Origin of the sequence: Sphingomonas sorbitolis (genome assembly GCF_036663875.1) — a bacterium.
Taxonomy (GTDB): domain Bacteria; phylum Pseudomonadota; class Alphaproteobacteria; order Sphingomonadales; family Sphingomonadaceae; genus Sphingomonas.
Genome location: NZ_JAXOJS010000001.1, coordinates 16,935 through 33,995 on the forward strand (window position 1 = coordinate 16,935; position 17,061 = coordinate 33,995).

Annotated in this window: 15 protein-coding genes and 1 pseudogene; 10 read left to right on the forward strand and 6 right to left on the reverse strand. The window is 63.1% G+C overall.

The window, feature by feature from the left end:
• Positions 1–86: 86 nt before the first annotated feature.
• Complete coding sequence (locus U1763_RS00100) at positions 87–1,907, reverse strand: AMP-binding protein (protein WP_332753567.1); 1,821 nt, start codon at positions 1,905–1,907, stop codon at positions 87–89.
• Positions 1,908–1,990: 83 nt separating this feature from the next.
• Positions 1,991–2,434 carry a thermostable hemolysin gene (locus U1763_RS00105; protein ID WP_332753568.1) on the reverse strand — a complete coding sequence of 148 codons (444 nt, stop codon included), beginning with the start codon at positions 2,432–2,434 and terminating at the stop codon, positions 1,991–1,993.
• 370 nt (positions 2,435–2,804) lie between these two features.
• Here U1763_RS00105 and U1763_RS00110 point away from each other — a divergent pair, with 370 nt between their 5' ends.
• Both U1763_RS00110 and U1763_RS00115 read left to right on the forward strand, forming a co-directional pair.
• Positions 2,805–3,326 carry a DUF3833 family protein gene (locus U1763_RS00110; protein WP_332753569.1) on the forward strand — a complete coding sequence of 174 codons (522 nt, stop codon included), beginning with the start codon at positions 2,805–2,807 and terminating at the stop codon, positions 3,324–3,326.
• Positions 3,323–4,015, forward strand: a complete 693-nt coding sequence (locus tag U1763_RS00115; protein WP_332753570.1) for a VIT1/CCC1 transporter family protein — start codon at positions 3,323–3,325, stop codon at positions 4,013–4,015. Before U1763_RS00110 ends, U1763_RS00115 begins: the two co-directional genes overlap by 4 nt.
• Positions 4,016–4,064: 49 nt before the next feature.
• On the opposite strand, the gene U1763_RS00120 is transcribed toward U1763_RS00115, so the two are convergent.
• Positions 4,065–4,901, reverse strand: coding sequence for a helix-turn-helix transcriptional regulator (locus tag U1763_RS00120; RefSeq protein WP_332753571.1), 837 nt, complete (start codon positions 4,899–4,901; stop codon positions 4,065–4,067).
• Between the two features lie 96 nt (positions 4,902–4,997).
• Here U1763_RS00120 and U1763_RS00125 point away from each other — a divergent pair, with 96 nt between their 5' ends.
• The 3 genes from U1763_RS00125 to U1763_RS00135 all read left to right on the forward strand — a co-directional run bounded on the left by U1763_RS00125 (position 4,998) and on the right by U1763_RS00135 (position 6,855).
• Entirely contained in the window at positions 4,998–5,900 is a 903-nt protein-coding gene (locus tag U1763_RS00125) for an SDR family oxidoreductase (RefSeq protein ID WP_332753572.1), read from the forward strand.
• A 186-nt stretch (positions 5,901–6,086) separates the two neighbouring features.
• Positions 6,087–6,377, forward strand: a complete 291-nt coding sequence (locus tag U1763_RS00130; protein ID WP_332753573.1) for a hypothetical protein — start codon at positions 6,087–6,089, stop codon at positions 6,375–6,377.
• A 148-nt stretch (positions 6,378–6,525) separates the two neighbouring features.
• On the forward strand, positions 6,526–6,855 hold the full coding sequence (locus U1763_RS00135; RefSeq protein ID WP_332753574.1) for a hypothetical protein: 330 nt from the start codon (positions 6,526–6,528) through the stop codon (positions 6,853–6,855).
• A 125-nt stretch (positions 6,856–6,980) separates the two neighbouring features.
• Here U1763_RS00135 and U1763_RS00140 read toward each other — a convergent pair whose 3' ends face one another.
• Positions 6,981–7,313, reverse strand: a complete 333-nt coding sequence (locus U1763_RS00140; RefSeq protein WP_332753575.1) for a hypothetical protein — start codon at positions 7,311–7,313, stop codon at positions 6,981–6,983.
• 303 nt (positions 7,314–7,616) lie between these two features.
• On the opposite strand from U1763_RS00140, the gene rpsI reads away from it, so the two are divergent.
• From rpsI to U1763_RS00160, 4 genes and pseudogenes are all read left to right on the forward strand, one after another.
• Positions 7,617–7,778, forward strand: coding sequence for a 30S ribosomal protein S9 (gene rpsI, locus U1763_RS00145; protein WP_279388885.1), 162 nt, complete (start codon positions 7,617–7,619; stop codon positions 7,776–7,778).
• Positions 7,779–8,039: 261 nt separating this feature from the next.
• Positions 8,040–9,143 carry a HupA family protein gene (locus tag U1763_RS00150; protein WP_332753576.1) on the forward strand — a complete coding sequence of 368 codons (1,104 nt, stop codon included), beginning with the start codon at positions 8,040–8,042 and terminating at the stop codon, positions 9,141–9,143.
• A 10-nt stretch (positions 9,144–9,153) separates the two neighbouring features.
• Positions 9,154–9,335 (forward strand): annotated as a pseudogene (locus U1763_RS00155) (cysteine--tRNA ligase); the annotation flags it as partial.
• A 445-nt stretch (positions 9,336–9,780) separates the two neighbouring features.
• Entirely contained in the window at positions 9,781–13,269 is a 3,489-nt protein-coding gene (locus tag U1763_RS00160) for a DUF3857 domain-containing protein (RefSeq protein WP_332753577.1), read from the forward strand.
• A gap of 508 nt (positions 13,270–13,777) precedes the next feature.
• Here U1763_RS00160 and U1763_RS00165 read toward each other — a convergent pair.
• Complete coding sequence (locus tag U1763_RS00165) at positions 13,778–14,893, reverse strand: helix-turn-helix transcriptional regulator (RefSeq protein WP_332753578.1); 1,116 nt, start codon at positions 14,891–14,893, stop codon at positions 13,778–13,780.
• Between the two features lie 231 nt (positions 14,894–15,124).
• A complete protein-coding gene (locus U1763_RS00170) occupies positions 15,125–15,514 on the reverse strand; it encodes a hypothetical protein (protein WP_332753579.1) in 390 nt (129 codons plus the stop codon).
• 296 nt (positions 15,515–15,810) lie between these two features.
• Here U1763_RS00170 and U1763_RS00175 point away from each other — a divergent pair, with 296 nt between their 5' ends.
• Positions 15,811–16,761, forward strand: a complete 951-nt coding sequence (locus U1763_RS00175) for a M28 family peptidase (RefSeq protein ID WP_332753580.1) — start codon at positions 15,811–15,813, stop codon at positions 16,759–16,761.
• Positions 16,762–17,061 lie beyond the last annotated feature (300 nt).

Consider the following 17,061-nt stretch of genomic DNA (forward strand, 5'->3'; position numbering starts at 1 on the left):
CTTGCGGATATAGTGCGCGCTTCCGGCTGCCACGTTGGCCTACCATGAGGCGCTCTTCGCGACATAGCCGATCCATCTCTTCAGACTCATTCCCGGGCCGTCGTAGGCCTTTGGTGAAAATACAGGCGAACCGCGGGCATCATGCCGTCGCGGACCGGATAGACCGCGGTGATGGCCGCTTTTCCTGCGATCCAGTCGGGCATCAGCCGGACCAAAGTCCCGCTTTGCTCCTCGTGGCCGGTCTCTTCCTCGATATACTCGTCGAGTGCGGCGACCAGGACCGGTCGGTGCGAAAGCCGGGCTCGGGCTTCCTGCATCAGAGGAACGGTATGGCGGACATGGTGGAGCGCTTCGGTCAGATAGGCGATGTAGTCGGCGCGCGTGATCCGACCGGTCATCCCGGCGATGAGTTGCGGGGTCATCGCAAAGCGCGCCTGCGCCTCGCGGGTTTCACTGACGAGGCGGTCGAAGAAGGGCTGATCCACGAGGGTCTCCTGATAGGGATAGGCGGCGTCGATTGCGGCGCGGCGCAAGCGGCCGTTGCCGGTGAGCAGGCCGGTCGCAGGGGTAAACGGCGCGACCACCTGCCAGCGCGCGACGCGGGCATAGGGAGGGAGCGCGGCGTTGGCGGCATCGACCGCGGCATCGACGTCCGCGCTCGGCGACGACGGTACGAGCAGTGCGTCGAGCGTCGCGCGCCCGTCGCCCCGGACCATCGCCTGGAAGATCGCGGGCTGGCGCGTCAGCACGCCCTCGACCCATTCGGGCGAGACGTTGCGACCGTGGCTTGTCACGATCAGCGCGGACTTGCGGCCTTCGATCCAGAGCCGGCGGGCGTCGTCGATCCGTCCGAGATCGCCGGTTGCGAGCGGCCCGGCGGCGCGGGGCGCGCCGACGGTGCCGAGGAACAGCGGCCCGTCGATCAGGATCTCGCCGTCGTCGGCGAGACGGATGGTGTTGGCGCCGATGCTCCGACCGACACTGCCGCGCGATGCCGGATCGCCGTCGTCGAGCGCGACCACTGAGGCGCATACGGTGAGACCATAGCCCTGGCGGACCGGCAGGCCCATGTCGGCCGCCGCGTCTAGCAGCAGCGGATCGATCCGCGCGCCGCCGACCGCGACCAAAGTTAGACGCGGCAGCCGGATGCCGGTCGCGCGCATCGCCGCAACGAGGCCGGCGAGATAGTCCGGCACGAGGATCAGCGACGTGATCGCCTGCCGCTCGATCGTGTTGAGGATCGCCACGACGTCCGGACGGAACGGATCGGCCATGCCGACAGTCGACTGGGGCAGCGCAACATAGGTCCCTCCTGCTAGCATCGTCGCCTGGAAGCCGGCGACGTTTTCAAGCAGGATCCCCGGCGGCAGCAACGGCAGATGCCGCCCGGCATGATGGACACCCAGCGTATCCACTACGGCCTGCGCGACGCCCAGGAGATGGTCGCACGAAAGGCAGATCCCCTTCGGATCGCCGGTCGATCCCGAGGTGAAGGTGATGCGTGCCGTGCTGTCTGGCAGGAGGCTGACGGATCTGCTGCGTCGGTCTTCGCGACCCTGAAAGCTTGGATACGTATCCAGCGAAAGAGCCACCGGTCCCGCCAGCAGGACCTCCGCACCGGCCGCATCGAGTGCGTGATCGATCTGCGCGGCCGTGAAAAAGGCAGGGAGGGGAATGGTCGGTATGCCGGCTTCCTGCAACGCGAGATCGAGGAGGCATTCGCCGACGCCCTGATCGACCTGTAGCGCAACCGGGCGGCCATCTGCAAACCGGGTGGCCAGATCCTCGGCTAACTGTGGAAGGACACGCGCCAGCGTCGCCCAGGTGACCGGCGCCGCGCCATTGATCGCGATCGCATCGGGCCGGCGCTCGGCATGGCCTCGGATCGCATCCCGCAACCGTGTCATGCGCGGGCGCTCCGATCGAGCATGGCACGACAGGCGGCGATGTCTCCTGCGCAGACCACCGGGTCGGTCTGGTAATAGCGGCCTCAGGCCGAACCCGCCTCGCCAAGCGCGTCGATCCGCGCCGGGGCGAGTTCGATCAGGTCGAGGCCCAGCCGCCCGAACATCGATCGCAACGGCCGGGTCAAGACCGCGACCGCGACATCCGCCTGCCCGGCAAGCGCCGCGGCGGCCTCGCGCCACAAGGTGACGGTCGCGCCGGCGCGCCGCGAGGCATGGTCGCCGAGTTCGACGATCCGCGCGCGAGGTACGGGCCGTCCGAACGCTTCGGTCAGCACTGCCTCTATCGGCCGATCGAGATACGCTTCGAGGAATAGCGCGTCACCAGCTGCGAGACGGTACCCGAGCGTCGCCTGCGGCAGATCGGGGGCGCCGATCGTCAGATAGGTCGCGTAGTCGCTGGCCGGTATCGCCCCGTGGACGGCGGCGTAACGGTCGTGGATCAACGAAATCAGCGCGGCATCACGCATAGGCTTCCTCCCAGATGCAGGAGGGACGCCGCCCGGAGCTCGGTACCTCAGTCTGTCGTGACAAATAAATCGCGCGATACAGATCTCATTGGAGGTATCGTCGTAGGATCGACCGCTTTAACGTGGAGATTGCAGTTACGCCGTGCGAATTGATAAGCATTATCAGTATAGAGTGCCGAAAAATCGATCATGAACGCGAATTTAGTTGGCGCTTGGTGGCGTGTAGATTGACAATAGGCGACCTAACGGGTTGTGGGCCCGGTATCGATTGGTCAACTCTGGATCGCGCCCGCGAAACCAGCGTTGCCGCGCAACCAAATTCCATACCGACCCCGTCAAACCTCGCGTCTGTCGAAAGCCTCGTTCCATCATGCCGCACCGATCCATGAGGGCCGCCATATCGGCCGCGCTTGCCCTGCTTCTCGCAAGTTGCGCAGGCGCGCCACGGGCGGCTACCGCCAGCGCCGCGCCCCCCTTCATAGCCGAGCGCTTCTTCGCCGGACGCCTCGGCGGTGTCGGCAGGCTCAAGATTGCGCTGCACGCGCCGGTCACGACGCACGTGACCAGCGTTGGCCATGTCGGTGCCGACGGTGTACTGGCGCTCGATCAGCATATCGAGCAGCAGGGCAAACCGGCGCGCGATCGGCAGTGGCGGATCCGGCCGCTTGGCAACGGGCGCTACACCGGGACCCTGACCGATGCGTCGGGTCCGGTGACGGGGGAGACACAAGGCAATCGGCTGCATCTCCACTTTCCGATGAAAGGCGGGATGCGGGTGGATCAATGGCTGACCTTGTCGGCCGATGGGCAGGTGGCGCAGAACCACCTGATCGTCCGCAAACTGGGCGTTACCGTCGCGACTCTCGAGGAAACCATCAGGAAGACATCATGAGCGCGCATCCCGAACGCCATCTGGTCTCGCGCACCGGCTGGTTGCGCGCGGCAGTGCTCGGTGCGAACGACGGCATCGTCTCGACCGCCAGCCTGATCGCGGGCGTGGCGGCATCGGGTGCGACGACCGGCATGGTGCTGGTCGCGGGGTCGGCGGCGATGGTCGCCGGCGCGATGTCGATGGCAGCGGGCGAATATGTCTCGGTCAGTTCGCAGGCGGACAGCGAGGCCGCCGACCTCGCGCGCGAGCATGCCGAACTCGCCAGCGACTGGGCGCACGAGCATGACGAACTTGCGCAGATCTACGTCGCGCGCGGGTTGGACGCGGCGTTGGCGCATCAGGTTGCCGAGCAGTTGATGGCACACGACGCGCTCGGCGCGCACGCCCGCGACGAGCTCGGCATTTCCGAAATCGTCATGGCCCGCCCGGTGCAGGCCGCATTCGCCTCCGCGGTCAGCTTCGTCACCGGCGCGATCCTCCCGCTCGCAGTCGCGGCGCTGACACCGGCGCCGCGGCGGCTGGTCGCGGTGATCGTCGCGACGTTGATCTGTCTCGCCATTCTCGGCGTGATCGGGGCAAGGGCAGGAGGTGCCCGCCCCTTGCGCCCCGCGGTGCGTGTGCTGCTGTGGGGGGCAGCGGCGATGGCGGCGACCGCGGGGATCGGCCACCTCGTCGGCACCGCGGTCTGACCATCGACTATTGGGTCGAAACGACCAAGCCTAGACCGGTCGATCTCGATCACTCCCCGCGAGCGTCCAACACTACGCGCAGTCGTTCCGCATCCGCCAACGATGCGGGGTTGTAGATGATCATTCCGAGTTCGGGCCGCCCTTCGACGGCGAACGAGGAAAACTCCATGGCGAGCAATCCTACATCTGGGTGATGGATTCGTTTCACCCCCTCGGTGTGCGCGACCACATCGTTGTCGCGCCATAGGGCTTCGAACTCGGGGCTGATCCGAGACAGTTCGGCGACCAAGTCGGCCGTGGCCGTGCTGTTGTTCGCGCCTGCCCGCGCGACGTCCGCGCGAAAGGCAGCGACGACGTAGCGGGCGATGCCGTCCCAATCCTCGTTCCGGGCGCGGACACGGTCGCTGCCGAACATCAGGCGAAGGATGTTTCGACCTTCGCGCGGGAGCTTGGCATAGTCGGTGAGCAACAGCGCCGCCGCCCGGTTCCAGCCGACGACGTCCCACATCGCGGTCTTGATGATCGCCGGGCTCAGCACCATTCCGTCGAGCACGCGTTGAAGCCGGGGGCTGATGCCATCGACCGGTTGGTAGCGCGCCTCGGGCAAACGACCGAGGCCGAGCATGTAGATGTGCTCGCGTTCCGGCTCGGTGAGCATCAGGCCCTTGGCGATGCGGTCGAGCACGTCGGCCGATGGCGCGCCGCCACGCCCCTGTTCCAGCCACGTGTACCATGTCGGGCTGATATTGGCGCGGCTTGCCACTTCTTCGCGGCGTAGCCCAGGGGTACGCCGACGGCCGCCGCCGAACCCGAAGGCCACCGGGTCGAGCCGGGTTCGACGATCGCGGAGATAGGTTCCGAGCGGGTTTGGCGCCTCACCGGCCATGATCGATCCTGTTACACGCTATACCACGATAAGGTCACTACTTTAACACGGTCGGACGGGTCGCGATACGTCGCCTTGGCAACAAGGAGATCTCCCATGCGCGTGTTTCTAACCGGCGCGACCGGCTTTATCGGCTCGCACGTTATTCCCGAACTTCTCGCTCGAGGGCATCGGGTGCTTGGCCTCACTCGCTCCGACGCGGGTGCCCATAGCCTCGAAGCGGCCGGCGTCGAAGTCCATCGGGGCGACCTTGAACAGCCCGAGACGCTCGCGAGTGGCGCTGCGGCGGCCGACGCGGTGATCCACTGCGCGTTCGACCACAATTTCACGACCTTCTTCGAGAACACCCGTAAGGACGAACGCAACATTGCCGCAATGGGCGCGGCGCTGGCGGAGACGCACAAGCCGATCCTGATCACCTCGGGCGTCGGCATCGGCACGCCGCTCGACGGCGGCCCCGCGACCGAGGACGTGCTCAACCCGGGCCACGCCAATCCGCGCATCGCGACCGAACTCGCGGGCGCGGCGTTGATCGCCCAGCGCATCGACGTACGCACCATTCGGCTGCCACAGGTGCACGACACCACCAAGGCCGGGTTGATCATGCCGCTGATCGCGGAGGCGCGCCGTGCCGGAGCGATGGCGTATGTGGGCGAGGGCACCACGCGCTGGGCTGCTGCACACGTCAGTGACGTCGCCAAGCTCTACGTTCTGGCATTGGAGAAAGGCGAGCCCGGTGCCCGATACAACGCGTCCGTTGAGGAGGGCGTGACGGCACGCGCCATCGCGGAGGCGATCGGAAGGGGAACTGGGTTGCCTGTCCGTTCGGTGACAGGCGACGAAGTCGAGCACTATTTCGGCTGGATGGCACCGTTTGCGGCGCTCGACATGATCGCATCGAGTGCCTGGACGCGCGCGCGTCTTGGATGGGAGCCGACGGGGCCTGATCTGCTCACGGACCTCGCCGCGATGGACTTGTCAGGGCTCGCCGACGCCTGATCAACCGCCGTCGCTCGCTGCCCGGAGCGCCGAGCGACGCTGGATGCCTTTTCCGGCTTGATAGGATTGCAGATGTCGATCCGAGTGGTGACGCTTATGAACTACCGAAATGAACGGATGTCCGTTCTTGGGTAGTGTGCGAATGGCCGCGAATGTCGCCTTCTGGGTCATCGACCTTGGCCAGCAATGCTTCAGGAACGCCTGGATGACGAGGATGTAAAGGACGTGCTGCAAGCCATTCCGCGCCCGGTGGCCGACATACGACCGGGCTGGATAACCCCGAAGATCGGAGGCGGCGAGGTCAACCGCGCGTTCTTTACGTGGCTCCAGACCCGCGGCTTTATCGCCTCCTGGAAGCAAGGGGGGCTTTTCGACGACGCCTACGCCTCGACATGTTCAGGACGTAGCGCGCAAGAAGGACCCGGCTCATCGTCGCAGCACCGGTTTGTTGTGCGAAGCGGCTTTAACAACCCTTAGGCCCAGCGAACAAGCATCGTGAACAAGCGTCCGGGTTTGGGAGCCGCTAGGTGCGCGCGACCGGCGGCAAGTGGGTCTGGCCGGACGCCATAGTTCAGTAGCGCGTTCGCCCAGTAGCGGACGTGTTTGAGGCGTGTTACGTCGGTCCATGACCAATGATGAGGCGCGCGTTAGCCGTAACGGTTCAGAGCCAATTCCTGGCTTAGGATGCGCGGGAACGGTCGCTGTCGTGAACCTGATACCGATGGGTCTCATTGCTTACACGTTTGCGATGATGACATACTCGAACGCCGAGCAAGAACGCTGGTATCGCGGTGGCTCGCTAGCCTTTCTAATTTTTGGTGCGATCCTGCCACTGAGTTGGTTGTTGCTGATAAGGCGGGGGTGTTGGGGCAACATCAAAGCTATTATTGCCTGGATGATTTTCGCCATGCTGACGTTCATGGGTTATGTGCTGATCTCCGGCGGTGGCATCTAACGGTCGTTTTCCTCTCCATATCGGCCAATCCGCTTACGCCCAATGCCGGATGCCGGATGCCGGATGCCGGACGCCGGGGGTACGAACGCCCCCCCCGGGAAACGGTCATTCGTTCAGAACAATCTTCAGATACAGCGGCGTCGAGGAACCATCGTTCCCGTCGGAGCAGGTGGATTACCAAGTATATCACAAGATTTTCTACGAATATAAGCTTTGTGAGCGGGCGTAAGCTTGCCACCGTCTTGTTTCAGTAGATTGTTAGCCTCAAGGCGTAAGGCAATTGCTTGTTTTTGTTTCCGAGCGCGCATGGTCGGCGTGTCCTCAAGCCTAAACCTGCCATTCAGATCGGGTATAGATGTTGAGTAGTTAGGACCGGTCATGGCCGGGCTAGGACCCTCCTTCTGACCGAAAGTCGGAACCGAAACTACCAAAAGCGTCAAGGCGACAATCTTCTTCATAATCGGGATCCCTCATAGTTGGACAGCATCGATCAATGTCGACCTCACACTCGCTTAGTGCCCGACCCGTTGCAACAGCGAATGACCAATTCCCTTCCCATTCCGGCCATTCCGCGTTCGCCCACAACAGGACATTCAGGCTGATGATCGGGGCTTTTGATAACGGCCATTCGTTAAGCACGGTCTTTTCCGTTTCTCCGTCCGCGAAAGGCCATTTCGGGAAAGAGGAATTGGGGACTGATTTTGGGAGAGGGTGTGCCCCGGACGGCTCTCAGCGCGAACGCCCAAGCAACCTTCCCGCTAATGGTTCCTTGTGAGTTCCGTGGTCATATTCGTGCCGAACGTAGCTTCGCTAAGGACGTCGCCCATGACCGATTGTTCCTGACCAGCGACAGCCGCACCGTCGAGCGTAAGAAGTACGGCAAGGCGAAGGCCCGTCGCAGCTTCCAGTTCTCTAAGCGCTAAACGACCTTTCAGTATCGCGTACGAAATGGGGCGGTCCGGCAACGGGCCGCCCTTTTCCGTTCGGGGCTGGCACGCGGCCAGTCCCGAACGTTATTGGCGACGGTGGCGCGCGCATCATTCTGATTGCAGGAAATAATATTGATCGCATTTCGATGTATCTTCAAAGACCACGTTGACGGCTGCGATGAATTATCGAATTATATTTTTGTAAAAGTCGCGAATTAGTATCGATGTTCGGGGGTTAGTGTAATGCGTAAGCTGTTGTCCGGGGTTGCCGCGTGCAGCCTGATCGTCCTGATGTCCGGCTGCGGTAGCGACGACGGTTCGGCTACGACGCCGCCGATCACGACGGTCCCCGGTGCCACGCCGACGCCGACGCCGACGCCAGCACCGACGCCGGCTCCAACGCCAGCGCCGACCCCTACGCCGACGCCGACGCCTGCCTCTTATGTCTCCCCTTGCGATTTCACGCGCAGCCAAGCGGTAAACCTGCTGTTTGGCGCCGAGGTGCAGGCGAAACCCACGTTCCCCTCGCCCAGCACCTATCGGTACGCGTCCGCGTCGGCTGCACTGGTGGATCTCGGAACGACCTCGTCATTCCAGCTCGATGCCGCAACCCGCAACGTTAGTTTGGTACGCAACGGCTCGACAATCGCCTCATTCACAGGGGCGCAGCGCAATATCCCGGAACCCGGTGACGAAGGTATCGCCTATAGCGCAGGCGCTAATCTTTTCGGATTTGGCTGCATTCCGTCCAGCCTCGCGCTCGCCTATACGGTGACGGCGGTGTACGCGGTCAATCTGGACCCGGTACCGCCTGCTGCGGATACGTCCGGTCTGATCCTGGTCGGCGGTACACCGACGGTATCGTTGAGTGAGCTGTCGTCCGGCAGCTACGGCTCATTGGTTTCGCTCAGCATTCTGACGACCGGCTCCGACAATCCGGAAGACTCGACCGACGCCCGGAGCATCACCACCGTCACCTTCGACCTCGCGAGCGGCGTGCTGAAGGGGACCCTGACCGGGGTGGGCGATAAGACCTATACCGTGAATTTTACAGCCACGCTGATACCCGGAACGACGCGGTTCCAGGGCGTCGTGACGACCGCAAGCGGGGCGACCGGCAAGCTGAGCGGCGGGTTCTTCGGTCCGGGTGGCAGGGAATATGGCTTCACCCTAGCGGTCGACGACGGCACGGCGCACATCACCGGCGTAGGCTTGGGTAAAGAAGCTAGACTGACACAGCATCACGGTTGCGGGATCTGCGCGGCGGCTTCGCCTTCGCACGGTCCGGCGCCGGAACGATATGCCGCGTCGGTTCGCGTGAGTAGCGCTCTCTCGCCCCTTTGCCCCGCACCCGGGTAAGGCTCGCGGTATGACCCGTGCTCGCCTTACGCTCTACAACAGCCTCTCCCGCCAAATCGAGCGCTTCATGCCGATCGATCCGGGCAATGTCGGCATCTATTCCTTTGAGCCGATGGTCTACAATCACGCGCATATCGGCAATTTGCGCGCCTACGTCTTCACGCCACGCTGTCGCGCGTGCTGACGTGGAAATCCTCGAAAGCAGCCCGTCCGCGTTCCTTCCCAGTTACGACGTTCATGCCGAAAAATCCGACTTAGATAGGCGTTAGCGTGGAAATGACGAAGTGTCTGACGTTGGGAAGCGGAGAAGGGCGCGCGAATGTTCGGGTATGGGGCCAGTTTGTCAGTGAGGCATGCGGTCTCGGGGCGTTACGGCGCGACGATTGCGACAATCAGCGTCGCGAGGCCGTTATGGCGTTGCCGTAAGCGGCGACTGGCCCCAGACGATTTGCATCCGGCGCCTTTCGCAGCTGCATTGCAAGCTTGGCCGGCGTCTCGGGAATAGCGCCGTCTCGGTATGGCGGGACCGTGGAATGAACTTGTAAGCGACGGGTCGACATCATAGCACACGGTATCAGCGGGGGCTAAAATAGACGTGGGCACATTTTTCAGGTCGCGTTTTGCGAGTATACTCGCCGTGCTGGTCTCCAGCGGTGTGGCGTCTACTGTCTATGCCGGCGTCGACAGCAGCGACCCGGCGGCCGGTCCGATCAACTCACGGCCTACCAAGCTGGCCGCAACCAAGGCTGGCACTGCCACACCTATTGTCGCTGTCGAAGCCAGGGCCGGGTGGGTCCGCGATCGCGCTATTCCCAAATCCACCGCGGCCCGCGTCGAACAGGCACAGAACGGCATTGCCTACCTGCTGACGGACGAGCAATACCGGACGAGGGCTGATGGGCATGACGCCTGGTTCAGATCGTCCAGCAAGATCACCAACCGGAGCGGGCTTGAGTCCGCCGGGCAGATTGACATAGCCTATAATCCGAGTTTCGAGAGCATCGAGCTCAATTTCATCCACCTGATCCGCGACGGCAAGGTCATCGACCTGACCCGCGAGACGCAGTTCCGCGTCGTGGAGCGTGAAAGTGAACTCGACGACGGCATCGTCAGTGGTACGCTCAAGGCGATCGGCAACCTGCATGACGTCCGGGTCGGCGACATCGTCGACTACGCGACGACCGTGCATACCAGCACGCGCCTGTGGCCGAACCACGCCTTCTATCATTTCTCGCAGCGTTATTCAGATCCGCTGGCGATGCGTGCGGTACGCCTCGTCTGGCCGGCGGGAATGACGCCGACCTACAAGCCGATCAACAGCGATATCGCATTCTCGATCAGCAAGTCTGCGGATGGTACCGAGTGGGAATGGATCGCGCAGGATCCGCCGGCCATGCGCGGAGAGGACGCCGTTCCTGCCACCGCCTTCCAATGGGGACGCGTCGACGTATCGACGATGAAGGAATGGTCGGAAGTGGCCCGCTGGGCGAGCGGACTATATCAGGGCGACGAAAGCCTGCCCGCCGATTTCGAGGCGCGTCTGAATGTGATCGCCGCGGCTTGGTCCAAGCCGGGCGATCGGCTGACCGAGGCGATGCGCTATGTTCAGGACAATATCCGCTATGTCGGCGAGGAACTGGGCGAGGGCTCCTACGTCCCGCGTCGTCCCAAGACCGTGATCGAGCGTGGCTATGGCGACTGCAAGGACAAGAGCCTGTTGCTCGCGGTCGCCTTGCGGCGCCTGGGCATCGACGCTGTACCGGCGCTCGTTACTACTCGGGCCGGCGAGCGCGTGCCCGAACGATTGCCCTCGGCGCTTGAGTTCGATCATGTGATCGTGCGGGCGGTGATCGACGGCAAGCCGATCTGGGTCGATGCTACTGGTGCGCATCGCGGCGGTCGCGGTGTTAAAATCACACCATCACACCTTGGCTATGCCTTGCCGATCCGCGTCGGTCAGAGTGCACTCGAACGGCTCGACGGCTTCGGCGAGCATAGCGGCCGCATGACCGTGCTCGAACGATTCACGATAGACGAAGCGGCTCCCGTTGCGCTGACCCTGCGGGTCGAGACCCGCTTCACCGATGCGCGTGCTGATACGACGCGCTCAAGCTGGGCCGCCAGTTCGCCACGGAAGCTCGCTGATGGCAATCTCGACTTCTACCGCCAGCGCTTTCCCGGCCTGGTCGAGAGCAAGCCGTTGGAACTCGGTGACGATCGCGACGGCAACGTGCTGACGATGGTCGAGAGCTACACGCTGCCGCACGGGGCGTTCGTCAAGGCGGGCCTCGGTACGAAGCTGGTGACGCGCGCTTACGCGGTGCAGCGCATCCTGCCCGACCGGCAAGCCAATCCCCGCGTCCAGCCGTTAGCGCTGAACGATCACATTGTGAACGATCAGACTATCGAGTTGCACGTCACCGATCGCGTGCTCGATGGCTTGGCCGATATCGATACGAAAGCCGGTCCGGCCGCGTTTTCACGCCAGACGAGCAAGCTGCCCGATGGGCTCCGCATCACCTACCGGATGACCACCGGAGATCGTTCCGAAGTAACGGCCGCTGACGCAGAATCGATTTACGCGCTGTCGGACCAGATCAAGGACGAGGTCGGCATCGAGTTCCATTTCGACAAGGCTCCGCGTTCATCGGCGACCCCGGTGGGTATCGACGTCGTGAGCTGGACGGCGATCAAGGCAGATATGGAGAAGGTCGTCGCGTTCATCCAGAAGGAGGACCAGCCATCCAGGCTGGAAGCGCTGTCATTGCTCGCCGATGCGTCTGCGAAGGTCGCGCATCCTTCGCCGGCTGCCGGCATGATCGACGGTATCAAGGGCGCGGTCCTGGCCGAGTTGCGGCGACCCCAGGTTACATTGGCTGCGTTGCGGTCGGCTACCCAGCAATATGATGGCAATCCAACGGTATATCGTTTGTGGATCGGGTACGAACTCGATCTCGGTACGGGCGAGACGGTGGCGCAGGCGATGCGGCGGACCAGTAAGGTCCAGCCGACGGTCATCGCCACGCTCGATCCGCAATATACCCGTCTCGCGATGCAAAAGGCGCAGGCGCTGGCGCCCGAGAAGCGCGAAGCGGTCCGCGGCGATATCTGCATCGCGCTGGCCCAAAGTGGCTGGCAGCAGGCGCCGCGGACCTCGTTCGGCAATGCGATGCTCGGCTGTGCGATCACCGCGCATAGCCTGCGCGGCGAATTGACGGAGGCCCGCGCGCTTCTCGCCAAGGCTCCCTCGACCGATACGCTGGTGACGCTGGCGATCGATCGACGTCACCGCGCGTTGTGGCCCGACGTCGACCGGTTCGGTCAGGATGGTTTTCGCAAAAGCTTGGAACAGGAATCCGCGCGCGCGACGGCCGCAGTTGCTGCGGCGCCCGGGAATTACGAAACAGTAATGACCCAAATGCAAACTTTGCGCGCGCTGGGCCGGTTCGAGGAGGCGTTGATCGCGGGCAAGGCGCTCGCCGGCGACAAGGCGAAGGTCGAGGTCGCAGGCACTGACGGGTTCTGGCTGGTCAATGAATATGCCTACAACCTACGTGCGATCGGACGGATGGATGATGCGATCGCGGCGATAGACACAGTGCTGTCCCTTGGCACTGATCGTTACCCTGAACTCGTATCGATGGCGATCAACCGCGCCGAGATGCTGATCGCCGCAGGCCGCTACCAGGCCGGGCTCGACAGTCTGGCCGAGCTCGAAAAGCACCCCGAGCTAGTCAGCGCCTATGGGATGACGTGGATCTGGGCCAACCAGGCCTGTGGGATGCGCGGGCTCGGTCGGTTGGATGAGGCCGAGGCTAGGGAGGTCAAACTCGCAGCCAAGCCCTCCGACAATTGGAGCGCGGCGACCGCGGCTGCCACATGCCGGAACGACATCCAGGCGATCGCCGACCTACTCATCGCCCGCATGCGCGACGACGACGCGCGATCCGCCGCGATGGGGTTGTTCATCGGCTTCGCCGCGCCCGAGGCGCGCACGCCGTTAGAAACTCTCCGTCGCGATGCTTTGGCGCGCGCGCGCACCATGCCGGCCGTGCAGGCGGAATTCGTAAAATATGGCCGGACTGTCCGCTACGCCGGAACGACCCAGGGCTGGAGCGATTATTGAACGTCCGAACGTGACTAAGCGTTCGAACGGGCTTGGGGTCTGATATCGATCGCTTATGTGTTGGCGCGCTCCGGAGGCATCTGGCAAATCCGAATTGTTGCGTGTGACAGCGCGATCCAGACAGCGACGATCTAGCGAGATAGAATATTCAAGATCGTCCGCATCACGACGGCGATTTCGGTACTTGAACTTGGCTAGCCGAAATAGATGATGATTTTTATGGAAGGCAAAAGGCTGGTTGCGCCCCTGCTGGTAAACCTCGCCAGGCATGGACGAATGTCCGCAGGTGCCCGACAAAAGGCCAATCTGAATGACGGAAAATGGGTTGTCGCTGCACAGGAAAAACGGCCGCTTTCTCCCATCCAAAACCGTGGCAGCGCTCACTCAGCAGTCCGCTATCTCAGGCGATTGAGCGAGGTCACGGGGCAGTTGTAAGACGTGACCTCGCTCCCGCGGTGTGAGCGTTTGCGTCATGGACGCAGCTCTCCGGTCCGCCACTTTTGCAGGATCAGGGAAGCGGTGTGCTCGGCGGAGCGATGAACCCTCCGGCCATTCGTCCGTTCGCATCGAGGAAAGCAGACATCAATACTCCACCGTTGGCGAAAACCAGATTGTAGACGTCGTCCCCCATTCTGCCCTTCCCCCGATAGGTGATCGACTTCAACTCGCCCATGGATTTGAACATGGGTTGTGACATCGGCATATCACTGCGCACTAGATCGCCGAATTTCGGGGCAAGCTTGTCATAGTCCGGGGAGCCGCTCGCCAGACCAGCGACAAGGCGCCTTACTGCAGCTTCAGTGCCAGGTGATGGCGCCGCCGAGGAAGGAATGCGGTTGCCTGGTTGCAGTATGCCGCCCGCCATTCTGCCCTCGGCATCGAGCGCGGCCGACATCAGTACCTCACCGTTGGTGAAGACAAGGTTGTAGATGTCATCGTTCTTCATGCCGCGTGAGCGAAACGTCACAGATTTGAGCTCGCCGAGGGCCTTGAACATGGGGTGGGTCATGGGCAGGTCGCGGCGAACGACCTCAGCGAACCCAGGCGAAAGTTTTTCGTAATTAGGTGAGCCGCTCGCGAGACCGGCGACAAGCTGCCGCAGCACAGCTTCGGTGCCTGGTATTGGCGCTGCGGTCGCTGACGTTGCCGGCGCCGCATTGGCGACGGCGGGTGGAAATGCCTGTTGGCCGCCAGGGCCAGAGGCCTGGAGCCAGACGATGAGGGCGGCTGCCGCGACTAAGATCATAAGGATCGCTCCTGAAATCACGTAGGTGGAGGGGCGCTGCTCACCCCGCGTGATCGGCGGGTGCGGAATGGCGGCGGGAACCTCCTCAACGATCGTGCCGGTTCCGGAAAGGCCGGACGCTTGGGGTACCAAGCGGTTGGACTCGTCGGCTGCTGCCACCAGCTTTGCCGCCTCAAGCGAGGACGACACGCCCAGCTTGGCTCGCGCCATCTTAAGGCGCTTTTCGACAGCGTGAGGAGAGACGCCCAGATCCAGCGCCATCTCCTTGGCCGTCTGATGATCCAGACAACGCTTCAAGCACTCCCGCTCACCTGTCGTCAGGCGCAGGATCGCGGCCCGCATGCTGTCGTCGATCTTGTCTGTCTTCATGCCGGCCATGGTAACGCCTAGGGAGAAAGTACCAACCATGGCGTCTGGTACCGCTCTAGTACTCTGACTGGGTACCAGCCCGTTCCGGCGGCATTCCGCGCTTGCCGATACACAACCGCGATACGTCGAGGCCGGTGGTACCGAGTTTGGTTTAGTCCATAATTGCATACCTTGCGAAGTTCATGTGCCGAACGAGCGGCGTGGTGATGCAGTCCGATCGATTGTCGTATCGCGCTTGTGTCAATGCCGGTTCGCGGTCATCCTGTTGTAATGAAACGCTTGCTTCCCCTCGTCCTCCTCCTCACCGCGGCGACCGATCCGGCACCACCGATTCTGTCCGCCGCTCGGATCAAGGCCGATGTCCGCACGCTCAGCGCCGATGATTTCCATGGCCGTGGACCGACGCAGGCCGGTGAAACGGTAACGCTCGCGTTCCTTGATGCTCGGTTCAAGCAGCTTGGTCTGAAGCCGGGCTGCGATGAGGGATATCGCCAGACGGTACCGATGCTCCGCTGGACCCGCGATCGTGCCAGTTTCACGCTTGATCTGGGGGGCGCCAAGCGGGCGCTTACACCCGGCACCGACGTCGCGGCGAGTTCCCGGATCGTCGGTACCGCCGGGTTGGACCACGCAGCCATCGTCTTCATTGGCTATGGCGTTGTCGAACCGCGCCTCGGCTATGATCCGTATCGCGGCGTGGATGTACGCGGTAAGGTGGTCGTGGCGATCCGGATGTCGAGGCGGGGCGCGACCTCGGCTTCGGCGGCCGGGCCTCATCCCCCGCGGTACGCACAAAGCTTGCTGAGGCGCAGAAACGCGGTGCTGCCGCGTTCTTCCAGATCCACGACACGTTCCCGTCGAGTTACCCATGGCTTCAACTTGCAAAGGGCGATGCAGTCCCGGGATATGCGCTCGACACCGGCAGCGTGCCGGCTGCATTCGGTTTGCGTGGAACCCCGCGCAATGACATCGGCATCGCGCTGCTCAAACAGGGTGGTCTCGACTATGCCGCCGCAAAGCTCGCCGCGCAGAAGGCCGATTTTGGGGCAGTCGAACTCAAGGGTGCGTATCTCACCGCGTCGACGACTGTCTCTCTTGACCGTGTCGTCAGCCACAACATCGTCGGTATCCTGCCCGGCACTGATCCAGCCGCCGGCAGTGTGCTCTACGGTGCGCACTGGGATGCGTATGGCGAGAATGCGTTCGACCCGCCCGCGGACCGCATCCGCAACGGTGCAATAGACAATGGTACTGGGACCGCGACGCTGTTGGAGATCGCCCGCACCTTCGTGAGTGCGAAGCGACCCCGGCGCTCGGTAGTGTTCGCCCTGTGGACGGCAGAAGAGAAGGGGCTGCTCGGCGCAAGCTGGTATGCCGAACACCCTGCGCTGCCGCTCGCAATCACGGCGGCGCAGTTTAATCTCGATCCGCATGTCGTCTTGGGCCGGACGCGTGATCTCGAGCTGATCGGTGTCGGCAGGACGCCGCTGGAAACCGACCTAGCGCGCGTCGCTGCTGCGCAAGGGCTCAAGATCGTGCCCGAGGAGAACACCGAGGCAGGCTGGTACTACCGGTCTGATCACTACGCCTTGGCACAGAAGGGCGTGCCCGGCGTGTATTTCCGTGCGGGCCGCGATCTCGTCAATGGTGGTCTCGTTGCCGGCGAGCGGGAGCGAGCGCGCTACAACGCGGCATGCTATCATCAGACTTGCGACGAATTCGATCCCCGCTGGGACATGACGGGGGCCGCGCAGGAGGGCAGCGTTGCCTATGAGCTCGGTCGCGAGATCGCCACGGGACATAGTTGGCCTAGCTGGTCCGCGGCCGAGCCGTTTGCAGCGGAACGCGCAAAGTCGCAGGCAGCCCGACAGCCTTGATTATGGGGGCTTCTTGCGGCCACGTTTGCCTGCGCCGTATAATTGGCGGGAGGAAGCGCGGAAAGTAGCGTTTAATTCCGGTACTGGGTGGTGCCAGTCTATGCTCCGGCCGAGAAGCACCTCTAAGGGCTGGTTCGACGCCAGCATCGACAGCAAGCCATGATTTACATTTTCGCATCACCGAGCAGGACTGGTCGGCCCGGTGGCCAGTTTCCACTCGTTGACGAACCGGTCAGGAGATGGGCATCATCCTCACCCACACGCCTCGCATGCCGTCCTCCGGCCCGACGCCATCACCGT

Excerpts from the sequence above, each read along its gene's own strand:
- U1763_RS00140 (WP_332753575.1), bottom strand. The coding sequence starts at position 7,313 with ATGAAGAAGATTGTCGCCTTGACGCTTTTGGTAGTTTCGGTTCCGACT.
- U1763_RS00125 (WP_332753572.1), top strand. The coding sequence starts at position 4,998 with ATGCGCGTGTTTCTAACCGGCGCGACCGGCTTTATCGGCTCGCACGTT.
- U1763_RS00110 (WP_332753569.1), top strand. The coding sequence starts at position 2,805 with ATGCCGCACCGATCCATGAGGGCCGCCATATCGGCCGCGCTTGCCCTG.
- U1763_RS00105 (WP_332753568.1), bottom strand. The coding sequence starts at position 2,434 with ATGCGTGATGCCGCGCTGATTTCGTTGATCCACGACCGTTACGCCGCC.
- U1763_RS00135 (WP_332753574.1), top strand. The coding sequence starts at position 6,526 with ATGACCAATGATGAGGCGCGCGTTAGCCGTAACGGTTCAGAGCCAATT.
- U1763_RS00130 (WP_332753573.1), top strand. The coding sequence starts at position 6,087 with ATGCTTCAGGAACGCCTGGATGACGAGGATGTAAAGGACGTGCTGCAA.
- U1763_RS00165 (WP_332753578.1), bottom strand. The coding sequence starts at position 14,893 with ATGGCCGGCATGAAGACAGACAAGATCGACGACAGCATGCGGGCCGCG.
- U1763_RS00120 (WP_332753571.1), bottom strand. The coding sequence starts at position 4,901 with ATGGCCGGTGAGGCGCCAAACCCGCTCGGAACCTATCTCCGCGATCGT.
- U1763_RS00115 (WP_332753570.1), top strand. The coding sequence starts at position 3,323 with ATGAGCGCGCATCCCGAACGCCATCTGGTCTCGCGCACCGGCTGGTTG.
- rpsI (WP_279388885.1), top strand. The coding sequence starts at position 7,617 with ATGGTTCCTTGTGAGTTCCGTGGTCATATTCGTGCCGAACGTAGCTTC.
- U1763_RS00100 (WP_332753567.1), bottom strand. The coding sequence starts at position 1,907 with ATGACACGGTTGCGGGATGCGATCCGAGGCCATGCCGAGCGCCGGCCC.